The following is a 14,520-nucleotide window of genomic DNA, read 5'->3' on the forward strand; positions in this document are numbered from 1 at the left end:
ATTGCACCAATTGCGATGGAGGAGGGGTTGCGTTTTGCAATTCGTGAGGGTGGTAGAACTGTTGGGGCTGGTGTCGTAGCTAAAATTATTGAGTAGAATTATTGGTAACTAAGATAATGATCTAATTCAGGAATCTGAATATGACCTACTTATCCCAGGATTAATATGCAAAATCAGAAAATACGTATCCGCTTGAAAGCATTTGACTACCGATTGATAGATAAATCAGCAATGGAAATTGTAGAAACAGCAAAGCGTACAGGCGCGGTTGTTAGAGGGCCAGTTCCACTGCCGACGCGCATTGAGCGCTTTGATGTGTTGCGTTCTCCGCATGTGAACAAAACATCACGGGATCAATTTGAAATTCGTACTCATCTACGTTTAATGGATATATTAGATCCAACTGATAAAACAGTAGATGCGTTGATGAAGCTTGATTTGCCTGCGGGCGTTGATGTAGAGATTAAGTTGTAGAACTATAAGAAATATTGAAAATGGTGCTAGTGCTAGCTTTCCAATAAAGATCTCAGCAAAGGAATAGATTGATGAATATAGGTTTGATCGGTAAAAAAATAGGGATGACTAGGATTTTTACTGATAATGGAGATAGTTTGCCTGTAACGGTGTTGGAAGTATCGAATAATCGAGTTACTCAAATTAAAAAAGTTGAGACTGATGGGTATGATGCGATACAGGTAACATATGGAAAGCAACATGCTAATCGATTAATTAAACCGATTCAGGGGCACTTTGCAAATGCTGGAGTAGAGGCTGGGCGTGTTATCAAAGAGTTTCGTGTGAACCCGGAAGAATTAAATGAGTTTAAAGCGGGAATGAGATTAGGGTTAGACATGTTTCATGTCGGTCAGATTGTTGATGTGACCAGCAAAAGCATTGGTAAGGGTTTTTCTGGAACAATTAAAAGGCATAATTTCTCATCAAACAGGGCGAGTCATGGAAATTCAAAATCACATAATGTTCCCGGTTCGATTGGTATGGCGCAGGATCCAGGGCGAGTTTTTCCAGGAAAGAAAATGTCCGGAAGACTTGGCGGCGAGAAATGTACAATTCAGAATCTTGAGATTTTGCGTATAGATGTTGATAGAGAGTTAATTCATGTGAAAGGTGCTGTGCCAGGAGCCAAAGAGTCAATAATATTACTGCGAACTGGCATCAAGAGTAAGCCAAGAGTTAAATAAGAGATTATATATTTTTTGCAGTAAAAATAAATAAATCGTGAAGGAATAGGGGCCAGCAGTGGAAGCTAAATGTATCGGTTTTGATGGGACGACTAGTGAAATATCAATTTCTGCGTCAGTTTTTGGAAGAGATTACAATGAAACACTGGTTCATCAAATTGTAACAGCATATATGTCGAATGCGAGGCGTGGTACACGTGCTCAGAAAGGCCGATCAGATATCACGAAATCTACGCATAAGCTTTGGAGGCAAAAGGGAACAGGTAGGGCTAGAGTAGGCGCTGCTTCCAATCCCTTGTGGAGAGGGGGGGGGAGGATCTTTCCCAGTAGCCCGCAAGAGAATTTTGCTCATAAAGTGAATAGAAAAATGTATCGAGTAGGGATATGCACGATTCTTTCCCGTTTGCTAAGTGAAAATAGATTGCACTTAATAGAGGAATTTGTTGTTAATACTCCAAAAACAAAGGAGTTTATAAACAAACTGCGGACTCTAGATTTAACGAATGTGCTGATTATTACAGAAGAGATTGATAATAATCTTTATTTATCATCAAGAAATGTTCCAATGGTAGGTGTTATTGATGTATCGCACATAGATCCAATAAGCTTATTAAAGCATAACCATGTTCTAATTAGCCGTGGAGCGGCAACAAAAATTGAGGAATTGCTAAAATGAGATCGCGTAGTATCAATCATGAAAGAGCGCTACAAATTATTCTAGCACCTCAAATATCTGAAAAAGCCACATTGATTGCTGAAAAGAATAACCAAATAGTTTTTCGTGTGCTTCCTAGTGCTGATAAAGTTGAGATTAAAGCTGCTATTGAGTATCTGTGGAAATCTCAAAAAATTGAAGTTACCAAGGTGCAAATATCAAATGTTAAAGGGAAAGAGAAAAGATTTGGTCGAAACTTAGGGAAGCGAGCAAATTGGAAAAAAGCATATGTGGGCATCAAAAAAGGACAGGAAATCAATTTTTCAGAACTCATACAAGGAGAGGATAAGTAATGACTTTAGAAAAAGTTAGACCAACTTCTCCTGGTCGACGCGCTGTAATTAGGATTGTAAATAAAGATTTGCATAAAGGTAAACCTTATTCTGGGCTGGTTGAAAAAAAGCAAAATACTGCGGGACGTAATAATAGTGGACGCATCACTCTTCGTCATAAAGGCGGTGGGCATAAAAGGAATTACCGAATTATAGACTTTCGTCGTAATAAAGATGGCATTCTCGCAAATGTAGAAAGAATAGAGTACGATCCTAATCGTAGTGCAAACATAGCATTGCTGTGTTACGTAGATGGAGAAAGACGCTACATTATTGCTCCTAAAGATATTGAGGTTGGCAATAAATTGATAAGCGGAGTAAAAGCTCCAATTAAAACTGGGAATGCAATGCAGTTGCGACATATACCGATAGGTAGTACAGTGCATTGTATTGAGTTACAACCTGGAAAGGGTGCTCAGCTGGCTCGGTCTGCAGGGGCATCTGCTCAGTTACTTGCTCGTGAGGGTAGCTATACGCAAATTCGATTACGCTCTGGAGAAATACGTAAAATACATATAGATTGTAGGGCTACAATCGGTGTTGTAGGAAACGATGAACAGAGCTTGATATCGATAGGAAAAGCTGGAGCACGGCGATGGCGTGGCATTAGACCAACAGTTCGTGGTGTGGCAATGAATCCAATAGACCATCCACATGGTGGTGGAGAAGGTAAGACTGCGGCAGGTAGACATCCGGTGAGTCCTTGGGGATTGCCTACTAAAGGATTTCGTACTAGAAGAAACAAGCGTACAGATAACATGATTGTACGTCATCGATATTCTAAGAAGGGTTAAGGTTTATGGGGCGTTCTGTAAAAAAAGGTCCGTTTGTTGATGTAAGTCTTTATAACAAAATACTCGTTGCTCGAACAAACAATGACAAAAAGCCAATTAAGACGTGGTCTCGACGATCAACGATCGTTCCTGATTTTATTGGCTTAACTATTGCTGTGCATAATGGCAGGCAGCATATACCAATATATATTACTGAGAATATGGTGGGACATAAATTAGGAGAGTTTTCACTCACTCGCACCTTCAAAGGCCACTCAGGCGATAAAAAAGCAGCCGGGTCTAGAAAATAGGAACACAAATTATGCAAGCAACAGCAGTATTGCCCAGTATACGTCTATCTGCACAAAAAGGTCGCTTAGTGGCAGATCAAATCAGAGGATTACAAGTTACGAAAGCAATTGAGTTATTAACTTTTAGTCCAAAAAAGGGATCTGCGATTATATTAAAAATTCTGGAATCAGCTATAGCAAATGCTGAGCATAATGAAGGTGCAGATATTGACGAATTGCGCATTTCTCAGATATTGGTCGATCGCGGGGCATCTTTAAAGCGCTTAAGCACTCGTGCGAAAGGTCGTGGCAATAGAATAGTAAAACCTACATGTCGTATTTTATTAACAGTTAGTGATTAATATTTAATAAATAAAAGAGCTTGCCTATAAATTATGGGACAAAAAATAAACCCAACAGGATTTCGTCTTTCTGTACTAAAGAATTGGTCGTCAAAGTGGTTTGCGCATGGAAGAGCTTTCTCAAAGCTATTGAACGAAGATATTAAGGTGCGAGAATATCTACAAAAAAAGTTGGCACACGCTTCTGTCGGACAGATAGTGATTGAGCGACCATCTAAGAATGCACGAATAACTATATTTAGTTCGCGGCCCGGAATTGTAATAGGTAAGAAAGGTGAAGATATTGAGATTCTGAGGAAAGATCTGGAGAAGATGATTCGTATCCCTGTTCATATAAATATTGAAGAAATACGAAAACCAGAGATTGATGCTCAATTGATTGCCGATAACATTGCTCAGCAATTAGAAAAAAGAATTATGTTTAGAAGGGCAATGAAAAGAGCAATACAAAATGCGATGAGGCTGGGGGCGAATGGCATTAAGATTATGAGTTCAGGACGGCTAAATGGCATTGAGATAGCACGAACAGAATGGTATCGGGAGGGGCGAGTGCCGCTACATACATTGCGAGCAGATCTTGATTATGCAACTTCTGAAGCTAGAACAACTTATGGAATTATTGGAATAAAAGTTTGGGTATTTAAAGGGGAGCAGCTCGAAACTAGAAATAGGGATCTAAATATAAGCAGCCCATATCCGTTAGTAGCAGAGGAAAATAAAAAACGTACGAATAAAATTAATCAAGAAATAGCTTCTTGAACGTAACTTATATGGCTTTAATTTATAAATCTCTTCTGGCTAGAATATACGATATTTTTAATTAATTAAGGATTAAGAAATAAAATGCTTCAACCAGCAAGAACTAAATATCGCAAACAGCATAAGGGGCGAAATACTGGAATAGCTACTTGTGGCAATAAAATAAGCTTTGGGGAATACGGATTGAAGGCTGTAGGCCGAGGGCGTATAACGGCTCGACAGATTGAGGCGGCACGTAGGGCTATGACAAGGCATATAAAGCGAGGGGGAAGAATTTGGATCAGGATATTTCCTGATAAGCCTGTTTCTCAAAAACCTGCTGAAGTTAGGATGGGAAAAGGAAAAGGTAATCCTGAATATTACGTATCTGAAATAAGGCCGGGAAAAATGCTATATGAAATGGATGGGGTTGATGAGCAATTGGCAAGGGAAGCATTTAAGCTTGCTGCAGCTAAATTGCCAATAAGAACACTCTTTATAGTCCGGCATATAGGAAATTAAAGTAATGAAAACAAATGAGCTAAAGAAAAAAAATTATGATGAATTAAAAACAGAATTAATGTCATTATTAAGAAGCCATTTTAATTTACGGATTAGACATGCTACACAACAGCTTGAAAATGTATCTCAATTACGAAATGTTCGGCGAGATATTGCTAGGATTAGAACAGAACTTAATCAAAGAATTAAAATGTTATGAGTATAAATAATAAGCCAAATACACTCATCGGCAGAGTAGTAAGTGATAAAATGAGTAAAACAATAACAGTATTAGTTGAACGAAAAATAAAACATCCTCTTTATGGAAAAACTATTACACGTTCAAAAAAAATTCATGCCCACGATGAAAATGATCAATTTAATTTAGGTAATATTGTATTAATACAAGAAACAAGGCCTGTATCCAAAACAAAAGCATGGCGGGCAATCAAATTGTTGAGTGTTAATTAAAGGAAGTTTGCTAAATCAAGTTCAAATATAAAGCAGTATTTAAATACAAAAAAGTTATTAAATTATCTTGAAGATAAGCAGCGCGATTACAAATCGAGATGATGCTAAATTAAAAAAGATTTCAAACTGTTTTTTTTACTTATTCTATATGGATTAAGACACAATGATTCAACCTCAGACAATTCTTAATGTTGCTGACAACACAGGCGCTCGATCCGTAATGTGTATTAAAGTGCTGGGAGGATCTAAGCGACAATATGCAGGTATAGGTGATGTCATCAAAGTTGCTGTTAAAGATGCGGCGCCTCGCGGGAGAGTAAAAAAAGGTGAGGTTTATAATGCAGTTGTTGTTCGTACAGCAAAGGGAGTTCGGAGATCTGATGGATCGTTGATCAAATTTGATGGGAATGCTGCGGTAATTCTAAATGCAAAGCTAGAGCCTATCGGAACACGTATTTTTGGTCCGGTTACAAGAGAGCTGCGGACATCGCGGTTTATGAAGATAGTATCACTAGCGCCCGAAGTAATATGAAAGTATTCAGGTATTAATATGAAGAAAATAAAGAAAGGTGATGAGGTTATAATCTGCTGCGGAAAAGATAAAGGTAAGCGAGGTGTAGTGCTTCGTTATGAGACCGATAGCTACGTAGTAATTCAAGGGTTAAATAAGACGAAAAAGCATGTAAAACCCAATCCATCAAAGGGTATAGTGGGTGGTATATCTGAGTTTGAAAAGCCCATACATGTGTCAAATGTTTCGATCTATAATCCTATAACTAAAAAAGCTGATAGAGTTGGTTATAGATTTAACGATAATAACATTAAAATACGTATTTTTAAATCTAATAACGATCTGATTGGCGCTTAATAAGGGGACATATAGAATAAATGGCCAGACTACAGGAATTTTATAATCAAACTGTGAAGCAAGAGCTAATGCTTCAATTTAATTATAAATCAGTTATGGAAGTGCCGCGGATCACCAAAATAACGCTTAATATTGGTGTGGGCGACGCTACATCGGATAAGAAAAAAATTGAAAATGCTCTCAATGATCTTGAAAGCATTAGCGGTCAGAAGCCTATAACAACAAAAGCGAGGAAATCCATCGCGGCTTTTAAAGTAAGAGTTGGCTATCCTATAGGATGTATGGTTACTCTACGTGGTAAAAGAATGTTCGAATTTTTAGATAGATTAATCAATGTTGCTATTCCTAGAATCAGGGATTTCCGTGGAATTTCAGGTAAGGGGTTTGATGGCAGAGGAAATTATAACATGGGAATTAAAGAGCAGATTATCTTTCCTGAAATTGAATATGAAAAAATTGATGCACTGAGAGGAATGAATATTACTCTTACGACTACGGCAAAGACTGACTTGGAAGCAAAGGCATTGCTTGCGGCTTTCAAATTTCCATTTAAAAGTTGAGACTAGGATGGCTAAAAAGGCAATTATTAATAGAAATTTAAAAAGGCAAGAAATCGTAAAAAAATACTTGAGTGTTAGGAAATCCTTAACACTCATCATAAATGATAATGAAGCAAGTTATCAGGAAAAGGATGAGGCTAGAAAGAAATTGCAAATGCTGCCAAGAGATTCTAGCTTAACAAGATTGCGAAACAGATGTGAGCTGACTGGAAGAGCTAGGGGTTATTATCGAAAGTTCGGTTTGGGGCGAAGTAAATTAAGAGAGCTTGCTATGAGTGGACAAATTCCAGGAATCACGAAGGCGAGTTGGTAAGTATTATCTTTGTAATTGAAAAACACAATTAATATAAATTTTAAGATAAATTCAAGAAGGTTTTGATAGGTGTAAATTATGAGTCTAACGGATCCGATAGCTGATATGTTAACCCGCATAAGAAATGGGCAATTATCTCAAAAATCCTCAGTGCTCATGAGTTCCTCTCGATTAAAAAAAGCTATCGCCCAGGTGCTTAAAGAAGAAGGTTATATTGAAGATTTTCAAATAGGTGTAGATAAAGGAAAAACAAATTTGGAAATCAAGCTAAAATACTACAATGGATATCCTGTAATAGAAAAAATATCTAAAATTAGCCGTCCTGGATTAAGAGTATATAAATCTTGTAGCGAATTGCCGCAGGTAATGAATGGTCTAGGAATTGCAATTATATCAACTTCGAAAGGTGTGATGACTGAACAAAAAGCACGACTGAACCGTGTGGGTGGCGAGGTTCTATGTACTGTTGCTTAAGGGGTAAATGAAATGTCGCGAATCAGTAAAAAACCAATTCAAGTGCCGAGTGATGTGAATGTCACAATATCTAATAGTGAAATTGTTATTACGGGTCCGTTAGGTTCGTTGCAGCAAGAGATATCTAATGAGCATATTAAGATATCTAGTGAAAATAATACATTGCTTGTTAATTCAACAAATTCTACCAAACATGCGCATTCATTGTCAGGAACGATGCGATCTTTAATTAACAACATGATAGCTGGAGTAACTGCCGGTTTTGAAAAACGATTAAATATTATTGGTGTGGGATATCGTGCTCAGGCAGCTGGTAATACATTAAACATGAGTCTCGGTTTTTCGCATCCAATTGCTTATAAAATGCCTAGTGGAATCACTGTTGAAACACCAACACAAACTGAGGTTGTGATTAAAGGAATTAATAAGCAGCAGGTAGGGCAGATTGCGGCTGAAATACGTTCATTTCGTCGTCCAGAGCCGTACAAAGGTAAAGGAGTGCGTTATTCTGATGAAGTTATAACGCTTAAAGAAACCAAGAAAAAATAATATATAGTAAAAAAACATGAAAACCCTTAAGCTATCCCGTCTGCGTCGAGCACGTGAAACACGAGCTAAAATAGCATTGCTTAAAGCTTACCGGCTATCAGTACATCGCAGTAATAAGCATATATATGCACAAATAATAGATGACAGTAATAATAAGGTGCTGGTTAGCGCATCAACACTTGAGAGCGAAGTTAGAAATAAAATACCAAATGGTGGTACAGTAAAAGCTGCTGAATATATTGGTCAAAGATTAGCTGAAAAATCTAAAGAGCTTGGTATTGATACTATAGCTTTCGATCGATCTGGATATAAGTATCATGGTAGAGTTAGAGCATTAGCTGAGGGTGCTCGAAATGGTGGTATCAAATTTTGAGATGAGGAATCTTAATGTCTAGAGCTTCAAAATTGCAAAATATTTCCTCGGCAAATGAGAACCAAGCCGATGATCTTAAAGAAAAAATGGTTTCAATTAATCGTGTCACTAAAGTTGTGAAAGGCGGTCGTATCCTAGCTTTTGCAGCATTGACTGTTGTGGGAGATGGTAACGGTAGAATTGGGATGGGGAAAGGGAAATCAAGAGAGGTCCCCGTTGCCGTACAAAAAGCTATGGATGAAGCCCGCCGTAAAATGGTGAAAATTGACTTGAAAAATGGCACACTTCAACATGCCGTGGTTGGTAAGCATGGGGCCGCTAAAGTTTATATGCAGCCTGCTTCTGAGGGAACCGGTATAATTGCAGGTGGCCCGATGAGAGCGATTTTTGAAGTTATGGGTATAAGTAACATACTTGCTAAATGCATTGGATCAACTAATCCGTATAATGTTATCCGAGCTACTATACAGGGGCTCGAGTCTATACGCACGCCTTCAATGATAGCTTCCAAAAGAAATAAAAATCTAGAGGAAATAACAGGAAGATCGAAATGACAGAAAATGATAATAAGAATTTGAGTGTGAGATTAATTAAGAGTCTGATTGGAAAAAAAGACTCTCATCGTCGAATCGTTGTAGGATTAGGATTGAAGAAGATTAACAGTATTGCGATATTGCAAGATAGTCCCTCGCTTCGGGGTATGCTAAATAAAGTTGCATATATGGTTAAGGTTGAGTAGCAAATGTATTTAAATAACATAAAATCTAACGAAGACTCTAAAAAATCTCGAAAAAGAGTGGGTAGAGGTATTGGTTCGGGAAATGGTAAGACTGCCGGACGTGGCCATAAAGGACAGAAATCCAGAGCAGGTGGCTTTCATAAAATTGGTTTTGAGGGCGGCCAAATGCCTTTACATCGACGCTTGCCAAAACGTGGATTTAAATCCCCTTGCAATAGACTAGTTAAAGAAATCAGACTCTCTTTAATTTCTGATACGTTTGAAAAAATTGATGGTATTGAAGATTTAAAGAAAACTGGAGTAATCTCTAAATCCGTGCGATCTGTAAAAGTTTTATACGATAAAGAAATTAAAACGGCTTTAATGATAAAAGGATTAACAATATCAAAGAATGCAAGAAGGGCTATTGTTAATGCTGGCGGTACTGTTGAATAAATAAAGGAATTGGATTGGTTGCAAATAAATTTAATAAAAGTGTGAATAGATATTCGGATCTAAAACGTAGGCTGTGGTTTTTGTTATTTGCGCTAATAGTTTACCGAATTGGTGCGCATGTACCCGTGCCTGGTATAGATCCGGTTGTTTTAAAGAATCTATTCGATACGCAGGAAGGAGGCATATTGGGCATGTTTAATATGTTTTCTGGGGGAGCGTTATCGCGCTTTTCAATATTTGCATTAGGCATAATGCCATATATTTCGGCATCAATTATAATGCAGTTAGGAAGTGTAGCAATTCCATATCTTGAGGCACTAAAAAAAGAAGGTGAATCTGGAAGAAGAAAAATAACACAATATACTCGCTATGGGACGGTGGCATTAGCATTAATTCAAAGTTATGGAATATCAATGGCATTACTAGCGCAACCTGGATTAGTAATAGATCCAGGTACTCTTTTTATTGTAACAACAGTTGTTACATTAGTAACCGGGACTATTTTTTTGATGTGGCTTGGAGAGCAAATTACTGAGCGTGGCATAGGTAACGGGATATCACTTATCATTTTTGCTGGAATAGCGGCTGGTTTGCCTGCTGCTATAGGTGGAACTCTTGAGTTAGTTCGAACAGGCGCAATGAATTTTCTTATCGCCTTAGGTATATTTATAGCGATAATTTGTGTAACTGGATTTGTGGTTTTTGTTGAGCGAGGACAAAGGAAAATATTAGTTAACTATGCTAAGCGTCAAGTGGGAAAACAGGTATTTGGCGGACAGAGTTCGCACCTTCCCTTGAAATTGAATATGTCTGGTGTAATACCGCCTATCTTCGCTTCTAGTATTATTCTGTTCCCCGCTACGATAGCTGGTTGGCTCTCGACTGATCAGTCAATGACGTGGTTAAAAGATATCAGTGGTGCACTTTCTCCTGGTCAGCCAATGTATGTAATGCTGTATGCTGCTATGATTGTATTTTTTTGTTTTTTTTATACTGCACTAGTTTTTAATCCAAAAGAAACGGCAGATAATCTAAAAAAGAGTGGTGCTTTTATACCGGGTATTCGACCAGGAGAGCAAACAACTCGATTTATTGAGCGTATCATGCTTCGACTCACTTTAGCTGGGTCAATTTATGTTACCTTGGTTTGTCTATTGCCTGAGTTCCTGATTTTGAAATGGAACGTGCCTTTCTATTTTGGTGGTACTTCTTTGCTTATAATAGTCGTTGTAACTATGGATTTTATGGCGCAAGTTCAATCACATGTTATGTCAACTCAATATGAAAGTTTGCTTAAGAAAACTAATTTCAAAAATAATCTTAATATCTCAAAATAGAGTGTTGCAATAATAATGGCAAAAGAAGAAACGATTCAAATGCAGGGTGAGGTACTTGAAACATTGCCAAATGCTACATTTAAAGTAAAACTTGAAAATGGTCATATTGTTCTAGGACATATATCAGGAAAAATGCGTATGAATTACATACGTATCTTACCTGGTGATAAAGTAACTGTTGATTTAACACCTTATGACTTAACTAAGGCCAGAATAACTTTTAGAACTAAATAAGCTAAGAACTCTACGTAAGAAAAATTACCTATATTCAAATAAAGGACAATCAATTGAAAGTACACGCTTCTGTAAAGAGAATATGCAGGAATTGTAAAATAATTAGACGCCATAGAGTTTTAAGGGTTGTTTGTGTAGATCCAAGACATAAGCAACGACAAGGCTAATGATTTAGTATTGGTTAATAAATAATTTCAAGGTGAGCAAATGGCGCGTATAGCCGGAGTTAATATACCTAATAATCAGCATGTGAGAATTGCCTTAACAGCAATATATGGGATCGGCAATTCAACATCAAAAAAAATATGCAATGAATTAGGGATTGCTGAATTCATTAAACTAAAAGATATATCAGAAGATCAATTAGATCAACTGCGTGAGAAAATTTCCAAATATACAGTTGAGGGAGATTTGAGGCGTGAGATATCAATGAATATTAAAAGATTAATGGATCTGGGATGTTACCGAGGATTGCGTCATAGAAGAGGTTTGCCAGTAAGAGGTCAGCGTACTAGAACTAACGCTAGAACAAGAAAGGGTCCCCGAAAATCTGCTAATATTCGATAAACGATTTAAAATGTAAATATAAGGTAAGGATTAATGGCAAAGACTCAACAAAGATTGCGAAAAAAAATCAAAAAAAATATTGTTGAAGGGATAGCGCACATACATGCGTCATTTAATAATACAATAGTTACGATTTCGGATAGACAAGGTAATGCGCTGTCATGGGCAACCTCGGGTGGTGCTGGATTTAAGGGATCACGTAAAAGTACACCTTTCGCTGCTCAAATTGCAGCTGAACAAGCTAGTAAGATTGCTCATGAATATGGAATAAAAAATTTAGAAGTTCGTATTAAAGGACCTGGGCCAGGCAGAGATTCCGCGGTAAGATCATTAAATGCAGCAGGATTCAAAATAACTAGCATATCCGATGTTACTCCTGTACCGCATAATGGATGTCGACCACCAAAAAAACGTCGAATTTGAGAGGATTATTTAGTGGCTAGAAATCTTGAACCAAAGTGTCGGCAATGCCGTCGAGAGGGAGAAAAATTATTCTTGAAAGGCGATAAATGCTTCTCAAGTAAGTGTGGAATTGAAAGGAGAAATTATGCTCCTGGGCAGCACGGTCAGAAAAAGAGTAGAATATCTGATTACGGCTTGCAGTTAAGAGAAAAGCAGAAAGTGCGTCGAATTTATGGCTTACTTGAGCGTCAATTTAGAATAATTTACAGAATAGCTGATAAAAAGCGTGGAGTAACTGGCGAAAATTTGTTGCAACTACTGGAGAGTAGGTTGGACAATATCGCGTATCACATGGGATTTGGATCATCTAGATCAGAATCAAGGCAGGTTGTTAGGCACAATTGTATTTTAGTGAATGGGAGACGAGTTAATATACCTTCTTATCAAGTTCTGCCTGGTGATATTATTGAGGTTACTGATAAAGCAAAAAACCACATTAAAATTAAATCTGCTCTTGAAACTGCAGAGCAGCGTGGATTTCCTGCATGGCTAGATGTTGATGTTAAGGCCATGAAAGGAAAATATAAAATGAAACCAGAAAGATCTGAATTGTCATCAACTATCAATGAATCTTTGATAGTTGAGTTATACTCAAAATAATTGGATATTGTCTTTCTTGTTAAGGATTTTTATATGTCAAGTAGTCCGTATCTTATACCTAGAATAATAGAGGTGCAAAATATAACTCCGGTTCAAGCTAGGGTTATAATGGAGCCATTTGAACGAGGATATGGTTATACATTAGGTAATGCATTACGAAGAGTACTGTTATCCTCTATGCCCGGCACTGCGGCGACGGAAGTTCGTATAGCGGGTATTGTTCATGAATATTCGGCGCTTGAAGGAATTCAGGAAGATGTTATTGATATACTATTAAATCTAAAAAATATAGTATTTAAACTTCATAACAATACTAAATCAACATTGATATTAAAGAAGCATATTGATGGTGTTGTTACGGCTGCTGATATTGAAAGTACCCATGATGTGGAAATAATCAACCCTAATCATGTTATAGCGCATATAGTAAAAGGTGGAAAGATAGATATGCAGATTATAGTTGAAAAAGGGCGGGGGTATGTTCCTGCAACTTTACGAAGAACTGAGGATAAGGATAGTCAAGTTGGAAGTATTTTATTGGATGCCTCTTTTAGTCCAATAAGAAAAATTAGTTATACTGTTGAGAATGCTCGCGTTGAACAACGAACTGATTTAGATAAATTGGTAATTGATATTGAAACCAATGGATCTGTAGACCCAGAAGAAGCGATACGCTACGCGGCAAGAGTATTGGTAGATCAACTGTCTGTTTTTGCCGAACTCGAAACTACACCTCTTCTTAAAGAGCAACCTAAGGTGCCGCAAATAGACCCTATACTATTACGCCCTGTTGATGATTTGGAGTTAACCGTACGTTCAGCTAACTGTTTAAAAGTTGAAAATATTTATTACATTGGTGATTTGATTCAACGCACAGAAGCTGAATTATTAAGAACCCCAAATTTAGGAAGAAAGTCACTCAATGAAATTAAAGAAGTTCTGGCTGCACGAGATTTATCTTTAGGAATGAAATTAGAAAATTGGCCGCCGGCTAATCTTGATAATCAAGGAAAGGAAACTGGCCATGCGTCATAGAAATGGTTTAAGAAAATTAAATCGTACAAGTAGTCATAGATTAGCAATGTTTCGCAATATGACTAATGCACTACTCCGTCATGAAATTATAAAAACTACTTTGCCTAAGGCAAAAGAATTGCGACGAGTTGTTGAACCACTCATTACTATAGGAAAAGATCCTAGTGTTATAAATAAAAGAATAGCTTTCGATCGTTTGCGTGATCGGGAAATGGTTATGAAGCTATTTTCAGATTTTGGCCCTCGTTACAAACTTCGTAATGGAGGTTATCTAAAAATTCTGAAATATGGGTATAGAAAGGGTGATAATGCACCTATGGCAATAGTTGAGCTTGTTGACCGCTCTCATGAAGATAATTCATTAACTAATCAGAGAAATGATTAGGACTACTATTTGATTTGAGTTTGATGAAAAGAATTGGAGAGTTTATATCTTGAATATTCTTATTAGGATAGAGCGCTCATACTTTGGATGAGTAATTAAATGAAAGGCGGATTCTAGTACTCAGTCATTCTTGAAATGTCGGCTAAAGCTCCCCATACTCTCGAGCTTCAACGTAGAATGGAAGTGGGCCAATGGCAAAGAAATACAT

29 protein-coding genes and 1 pseudogene are annotated in these 14,520 nt (G+C 37.3%); all 30 read left to right on the plus strand.

The window, feature by feature from the left end:
• Positions 1–96, plus strand: a pseudogene (locus BLP80_RS12550) (elongation factor Tu); the annotation flags it as partial.
• Positions 97–165: 69 nt separating this feature from the next.
• Positions 166–474 carry a 30S ribosomal protein S10 gene (gene rpsJ, locus BLP80_RS12555; RefSeq protein WP_074905456.1) on the plus strand — a complete coding sequence of 103 codons (309 nt, stop codon included), beginning with the start codon at positions 166–168 and terminating at the stop codon, positions 472–474.
• A gap of 71 nt (positions 475–545) precedes the next feature.
• The gene (rplC, locus tag BLP80_RS12560; RefSeq protein WP_090543752.1) at positions 546–1,199 is read left to right on the plus strand and encodes a 50S ribosomal protein L3; all 654 of its coding nucleotides are present in this window, start codon (positions 546–548) and stop codon (positions 1,197–1,199) included.
• Positions 1,200–1,257: 58 nt separating this feature from the next.
• Complete coding sequence (gene rplD / locus BLP80_RS12565; RefSeq protein WP_090543754.1) at positions 1,258–1,875, plus strand: 50S ribosomal protein L4; 618 nt, start codon at positions 1,258–1,260, stop codon at positions 1,873–1,875.
• Positions 1,872–2,207 carry a 50S ribosomal protein L23 gene (gene rplW, locus BLP80_RS12570; RefSeq protein WP_090543756.1) on the plus strand — a complete coding sequence of 112 codons (336 nt, stop codon included), beginning with the start codon at positions 1,872–1,874 and terminating at the stop codon, positions 2,205–2,207. The genes rplD and rplW overlap by 4 nt, the downstream gene beginning before the upstream one ends.
• On the plus strand, positions 2,207–3,040 hold the full coding sequence (rplB, locus tag BLP80_RS12575) for a 50S ribosomal protein L2 (RefSeq protein WP_090543758.1): 834 nt from the start codon (positions 2,207–2,209) through the stop codon (positions 3,038–3,040). Before rplW ends, rplB begins: the two co-directional genes overlap by 1 nt.
• A gap of 5 nt (positions 3,041–3,045) precedes the next feature.
• Positions 3,046–3,330, plus strand: coding sequence for a 30S ribosomal protein S19 (gene rpsS, locus BLP80_RS12580; RefSeq protein ID WP_090543760.1), 285 nt, complete (start codon positions 3,046–3,048; stop codon positions 3,328–3,330).
• A gap of 11 nt (positions 3,331–3,341) precedes the next feature.
• A complete protein-coding gene (gene rplV / locus BLP80_RS12585; RefSeq protein WP_090543762.1) occupies positions 3,342–3,671 on the plus strand; it encodes a 50S ribosomal protein L22 in 330 nt (109 codons plus the stop codon).
• A 33-nt stretch (positions 3,672–3,704) separates the two neighbouring features.
• On the plus strand, positions 3,705–4,430 hold the full coding sequence (rpsC, locus tag BLP80_RS12590; protein ID WP_090543764.1) for a 30S ribosomal protein S3: 726 nt from the start codon (positions 3,705–3,707) through the stop codon (positions 4,428–4,430).
• An 84-nt stretch (positions 4,431–4,514) separates the two neighbouring features.
• The gene (gene rplP / locus BLP80_RS12595) at positions 4,515–4,931 is read left to right on the plus strand and encodes a 50S ribosomal protein L16 (RefSeq protein ID WP_090543766.1); all 417 of its coding nucleotides are present in this window, start codon (positions 4,515–4,517) and stop codon (positions 4,929–4,931) included.
• A 4-nt stretch (positions 4,932–4,935) separates the two neighbouring features.
• Positions 4,936–5,130, plus strand: coding sequence for a 50S ribosomal protein L29 (gene rpmC / locus BLP80_RS12600; protein WP_090543768.1), 195 nt, complete (start codon positions 4,936–4,938; stop codon positions 5,128–5,130).
• Complete coding sequence (rpsQ, locus tag BLP80_RS12605; RefSeq protein WP_090543770.1) at positions 5,127–5,381, plus strand: 30S ribosomal protein S17; 255 nt, start codon at positions 5,127–5,129, stop codon at positions 5,379–5,381. The genes rpmC and rpsQ overlap by 4 nt, the downstream gene beginning before the upstream one ends.
• A 163-nt stretch (positions 5,382–5,544) precedes the next feature.
• A complete protein-coding gene (gene rplN / locus BLP80_RS12610; RefSeq protein WP_090543772.1) occupies positions 5,545–5,913 on the plus strand; it encodes a 50S ribosomal protein L14 in 369 nt (122 codons plus the stop codon).
• Positions 5,914–5,931: 18 nt separating this feature from the next.
• Positions 5,932–6,249, plus strand: a complete 318-nt coding sequence (gene rplX / locus BLP80_RS12615; RefSeq protein ID WP_090543774.1) for a 50S ribosomal protein L24 — start codon at positions 5,932–5,934, stop codon at positions 6,247–6,249.
• A gap of 20 nt (positions 6,250–6,269) precedes the next feature.
• A complete protein-coding gene (rplE, locus tag BLP80_RS12620) occupies positions 6,270–6,809 on the plus strand; it encodes a 50S ribosomal protein L5 (RefSeq protein ID WP_090543775.1) in 540 nt (179 codons plus the stop codon).
• 7 nt (positions 6,810–6,816) lie between these two features.
• Entirely contained in the window at positions 6,817–7,122 is a 306-nt protein-coding gene (gene rpsN / locus BLP80_RS12625; RefSeq protein ID WP_090543777.1) for a 30S ribosomal protein S14, read from the plus strand.
• Between the two features lie 78 nt (positions 7,123–7,200).
• Positions 7,201–7,596 carry a 30S ribosomal protein S8 gene (rpsH, locus tag BLP80_RS12630; RefSeq protein WP_090543779.1) on the plus strand — a complete coding sequence of 132 codons (396 nt, stop codon included), beginning with the start codon at positions 7,201–7,203 and terminating at the stop codon, positions 7,594–7,596.
• Positions 7,597–7,608: 12 nt separating this feature from the next.
• Positions 7,609–8,145 (plus strand): 50S ribosomal protein L6, encoded by a 537-nt coding sequence (rplF, locus tag BLP80_RS12635; protein WP_090543781.1) that lies wholly within the window; start codon positions 7,609–7,611, stop codon positions 8,143–8,145.
• 16 nt (positions 8,146–8,161) lie between these two features.
• The gene (gene rplR / locus BLP80_RS12640) at positions 8,162–8,518 is read left to right on the plus strand and encodes a 50S ribosomal protein L18 (RefSeq protein ID WP_090543783.1); all 357 of its coding nucleotides are present in this window, start codon (positions 8,162–8,164) and stop codon (positions 8,516–8,518) included.
• Between the two features lie 14 nt (positions 8,519–8,532).
• On the plus strand, positions 8,533–9,072 hold the full coding sequence (rpsE, locus tag BLP80_RS12645) for a 30S ribosomal protein S5 (RefSeq protein WP_090543785.1): 540 nt from the start codon (positions 8,533–8,535) through the stop codon (positions 9,070–9,072).
• Positions 9,069–9,257, plus strand: coding sequence for a 50S ribosomal protein L30 (gene rpmD, locus BLP80_RS12650; RefSeq protein ID WP_090543787.1), 189 nt, complete (start codon positions 9,069–9,071; stop codon positions 9,255–9,257). The genes rpsE and rpmD overlap by 4 nt, the downstream gene beginning before the upstream one ends.
• Positions 9,258–9,260: 3 nt before the next feature.
• A complete protein-coding gene (gene rplO / locus BLP80_RS12655) occupies positions 9,261–9,692 on the plus strand; it encodes a 50S ribosomal protein L15 (RefSeq protein ID WP_090543789.1) in 432 nt (143 codons plus the stop codon).
• Positions 9,693–9,706: 14 nt separating this feature from the next.
• Positions 9,707–11,029 carry a preprotein translocase subunit SecY gene (gene secY, locus BLP80_RS12660; protein WP_090543791.1) on the plus strand — a complete coding sequence of 441 codons (1,323 nt, stop codon included), beginning with the start codon at positions 9,707–9,709 and terminating at the stop codon, positions 11,027–11,029.
• A 15-nt stretch (positions 11,030–11,044) separates the two neighbouring features.
• A complete protein-coding gene (infA, locus tag BLP80_RS12665; RefSeq protein ID WP_090543793.1) occupies positions 11,045–11,263 on the plus strand; it encodes a translation initiation factor IF-1 in 219 nt (72 codons plus the stop codon).
• 53 nt (positions 11,264–11,316) lie between these two features.
• Positions 11,317–11,430, plus strand: coding sequence for a 50S ribosomal protein L36 (gene rpmJ, locus BLP80_RS12670; RefSeq protein WP_090543796.1), 114 nt, complete (start codon positions 11,317–11,319; stop codon positions 11,428–11,430).
• 40 nt (positions 11,431–11,470) lie between these two features.
• A complete protein-coding gene (gene rpsM, locus BLP80_RS12675) occupies positions 11,471–11,830 on the plus strand; it encodes a 30S ribosomal protein S13 (protein WP_090543798.1) in 360 nt (119 codons plus the stop codon).
• A gap of 33 nt (positions 11,831–11,863) precedes the next feature.
• Positions 11,864–12,253, plus strand: a complete 390-nt coding sequence (gene rpsK, locus BLP80_RS12680; protein WP_090543800.1) for a 30S ribosomal protein S11 — start codon at positions 11,864–11,866, stop codon at positions 12,251–12,253.
• A gap of 12 nt (positions 12,254–12,265) precedes the next feature.
• On the plus strand, positions 12,266–12,892 hold the full coding sequence (rpsD, locus tag BLP80_RS12685) for a 30S ribosomal protein S4 (protein WP_090543802.1): 627 nt from the start codon (positions 12,266–12,268) through the stop codon (positions 12,890–12,892).
• 33 nt (positions 12,893–12,925) lie between these two features.
• The gene (gene rpoA / locus BLP80_RS12690) at positions 12,926–13,927 is read left to right on the plus strand and encodes a DNA-directed RNA polymerase subunit alpha (RefSeq protein WP_090543804.1); all 1,002 of its coding nucleotides are present in this window, start codon (positions 12,926–12,928) and stop codon (positions 13,925–13,927) included.
• Positions 13,917–14,312: a 50S ribosomal protein L17 gene (rplQ, locus tag BLP80_RS12695; RefSeq protein ID WP_090543806.1), complete on the plus strand. Its 396-nt coding sequence runs from the start codon at positions 13,917–13,919 to the stop codon at positions 14,310–14,312. The genes rpoA and rplQ overlap by 11 nt, the downstream gene beginning before the upstream one ends.
• Positions 14,313–14,520 lie beyond the last annotated feature (208 nt).

Source organism: Nitrosomonas sp. Nm132 (genome assembly GCF_900100485.1).
Lineage (GTDB): Bacteria > Pseudomonadota > Gammaproteobacteria > Burkholderiales > Nitrosomonadaceae > Nitrosomonas.

Coding starts and splice junctions, on each gene's coding strand:
- infA (WP_090543793.1), top strand. CDS start 11,045: ATGGCAAAAGAAGAAACGATTCAAATGCAGGGTGAGGTACTTGAAACA.
- rplR (WP_090543783.1), top strand. CDS start 8,162: ATGAAAACCCTTAAGCTATCCCGTCTGCGTCGAGCACGTGAAACACGA.
- rplB (WP_090543758.1), top strand. CDS start 2,207: ATGACTTTAGAAAAAGTTAGACCAACTTCTCCTGGTCGACGCGCTGTA.
- rplQ (WP_090543806.1), top strand. CDS start 13,917: ATGCGTCATAGAAATGGTTTAAGAAAATTAAATCGTACAAGTAGTCAT.
- rpoA (WP_090543804.1), top strand. CDS start 12,926: ATGTCAAGTAGTCCGTATCTTATACCTAGAATAATAGAGGTGCAAAAT.
- rplE (WP_090543775.1), top strand. CDS start 6,270: ATGGCCAGACTACAGGAATTTTATAATCAAACTGTGAAGCAAGAGCTA.
- rpsJ (WP_074905456.1), top strand. CDS start 166: ATGCAAAATCAGAAAATACGTATCCGCTTGAAAGCATTTGACTACCGA.
- rpsH (WP_090543779.1), top strand. CDS start 7,201: ATGAGTCTAACGGATCCGATAGCTGATATGTTAACCCGCATAAGAAAT.
- rpmD (WP_090543787.1), top strand. CDS start 9,069: ATGACAGAAAATGATAATAAGAATTTGAGTGTGAGATTAATTAAGAGT.
- rplV (WP_090543762.1), top strand. CDS start 3,342: ATGCAAGCAACAGCAGTATTGCCCAGTATACGTCTATCTGCACAAAAA.
- rplF (WP_090543781.1), top strand. CDS start 7,609: ATGTCGCGAATCAGTAAAAAACCAATTCAAGTGCCGAGTGATGTGAAT.
- rpsQ (WP_090543770.1), top strand. CDS start 5,127: ATGAGTATAAATAATAAGCCAAATACACTCATCGGCAGAGTAGTAAGT.
- rpsE (WP_090543785.1), top strand. CDS start 8,533: ATGTCTAGAGCTTCAAAATTGCAAAATATTTCCTCGGCAAATGAGAAC.
- rplN (WP_090543772.1), top strand. CDS start 5,545: ATGATTCAACCTCAGACAATTCTTAATGTTGCTGACAACACAGGCGCT.
- rplX (WP_090543774.1), top strand. CDS start 5,932: ATGAAGAAAATAAAGAAAGGTGATGAGGTTATAATCTGCTGCGGAAAA.
- rpsS (WP_090543760.1), top strand. CDS start 3,046: ATGGGGCGTTCTGTAAAAAAAGGTCCGTTTGTTGATGTAAGTCTTTAT.
- rpsC (WP_090543764.1), top strand. CDS start 3,705: ATGGGACAAAAAATAAACCCAACAGGATTTCGTCTTTCTGTACTAAAG.
- rpsN (WP_090543777.1), top strand. CDS start 6,817: ATGGCTAAAAAGGCAATTATTAATAGAAATTTAAAAAGGCAAGAAATC.
- rplO (WP_090543789.1), top strand. CDS start 9,261: ATGTATTTAAATAACATAAAATCTAACGAAGACTCTAAAAAATCTCGA.
- rpsM (WP_090543798.1), top strand. CDS start 11,471: ATGGCGCGTATAGCCGGAGTTAATATACCTAATAATCAGCATGTGAGA.
- rplC (WP_090543752.1), top strand. CDS start 546: ATGAATATAGGTTTGATCGGTAAAAAAATAGGGATGACTAGGATTTTT.
- rplP (WP_090543766.1), top strand. CDS start 4,515: ATGCTTCAACCAGCAAGAACTAAATATCGCAAACAGCATAAGGGGCGA.
- rplW (WP_090543756.1), top strand. CDS start 1,872: ATGAGATCGCGTAGTATCAATCATGAAAGAGCGCTACAAATTATTCTA.
- rpsK (WP_090543800.1), top strand. CDS start 11,864: ATGGCAAAGACTCAACAAAGATTGCGAAAAAAAATCAAAAAAAATATT.
- rpmC (WP_090543768.1), top strand. CDS start 4,936: ATGAAAACAAATGAGCTAAAGAAAAAAAATTATGATGAATTAAAAACA.